Origin of the sequence: Pseudarthrobacter oxydans, from assembly GCF_013314975.1 — a bacterium.
GTDB lineage: Bacteria > Actinomycetota > Actinomycetes > Actinomycetales > Micrococcaceae > Arthrobacter > Arthrobacter oxydans.
In genome coordinates, this window is sequence record NZ_JABTYH010000088.1 from 1 (window position 1) to 742 (window position 742).

Consider the following 742-nt stretch of genomic DNA (forward strand, 5'->3'; position numbering starts at 1 on the left):
ACCCGGCAGCCCCGCCATCAACGACGAACACTTCCCCGGAACCCGGGCGAAGCTCCCCGGCGACTACGAGGTGAGGGCCCGCAGCGCGGACGAAGCCGCGTTCCTGGCCATCGGCGAAGGCGCCCGAACATGGCTCGTCGAGGCCGCCGCGGCCGGGACCGCAAGGATGAACGTGAAAATGGCAGAAGCCGTCACGCTGGCCAAAATCGCCGGCACCGATCAGGTTGATCGCGCCCTGGGCGACGCCGCTCTGCATGGCCGGTTCGCGCACCAGGACCTCGCCTCGATCCTGAACGCCAACATCCGCCGCACTACCACCCACGCCGCCAACGAAGCCACCTCCCTCACGCAAGGAACAGGGGCGTGGGCCGCGATCGGCAACCCCGCAACCAACACCACGCCGGAGGAGGCCCGATGAGCCCCGTCACCACGACCAATACCGCGGCTCCGCCGCTGCCGGCGGACCTGGAAGCCCTGATGCGGTCCCTGAAAATGCCCCACGCCCGTGCGCTGGCCCCGGACCTGATCGCGACGGCCCGCGCCCAGCGGTGGGAACCGGCTGAGGTCATCAAGGCCCTCTTCACGGAGGAAGCCGCCGGCCGGGCCCGGTCCATGCTCGCTTCCCGCCGCAAAGCGGCAGGGTTCCCGACCGGGAAGACCTTCGAGGCGTGGGACCCGGCAGCGTCCTCCATCCCGGCCCCGACCCAGCAGGCGCTGCGGACTCTGGAATGGATCACCCGGC

1 protein-coding gene and 1 pseudogene are annotated in these 742 nt (G+C 70.6%); both read left to right on the forward strand.

Annotation, left to right across the window (positions count from 1 at the left end; all coding sequences use genetic code 11):
- Positions 1 to 418 (forward strand): annotated as a pseudogene (locus HTS88_RS21990) (IS21 family transposase); the annotation flags it as partial.
- Positions 415 to 742: ATP-binding protein (locus HTS88_RS21995; RefSeq protein WP_485062415.1), on the forward strand; the 328-nt coding region annotated here is incomplete at its 3' end. The pseudogene HTS88_RS21990 and the gene HTS88_RS21995, both read left to right, overlap by 4 nt.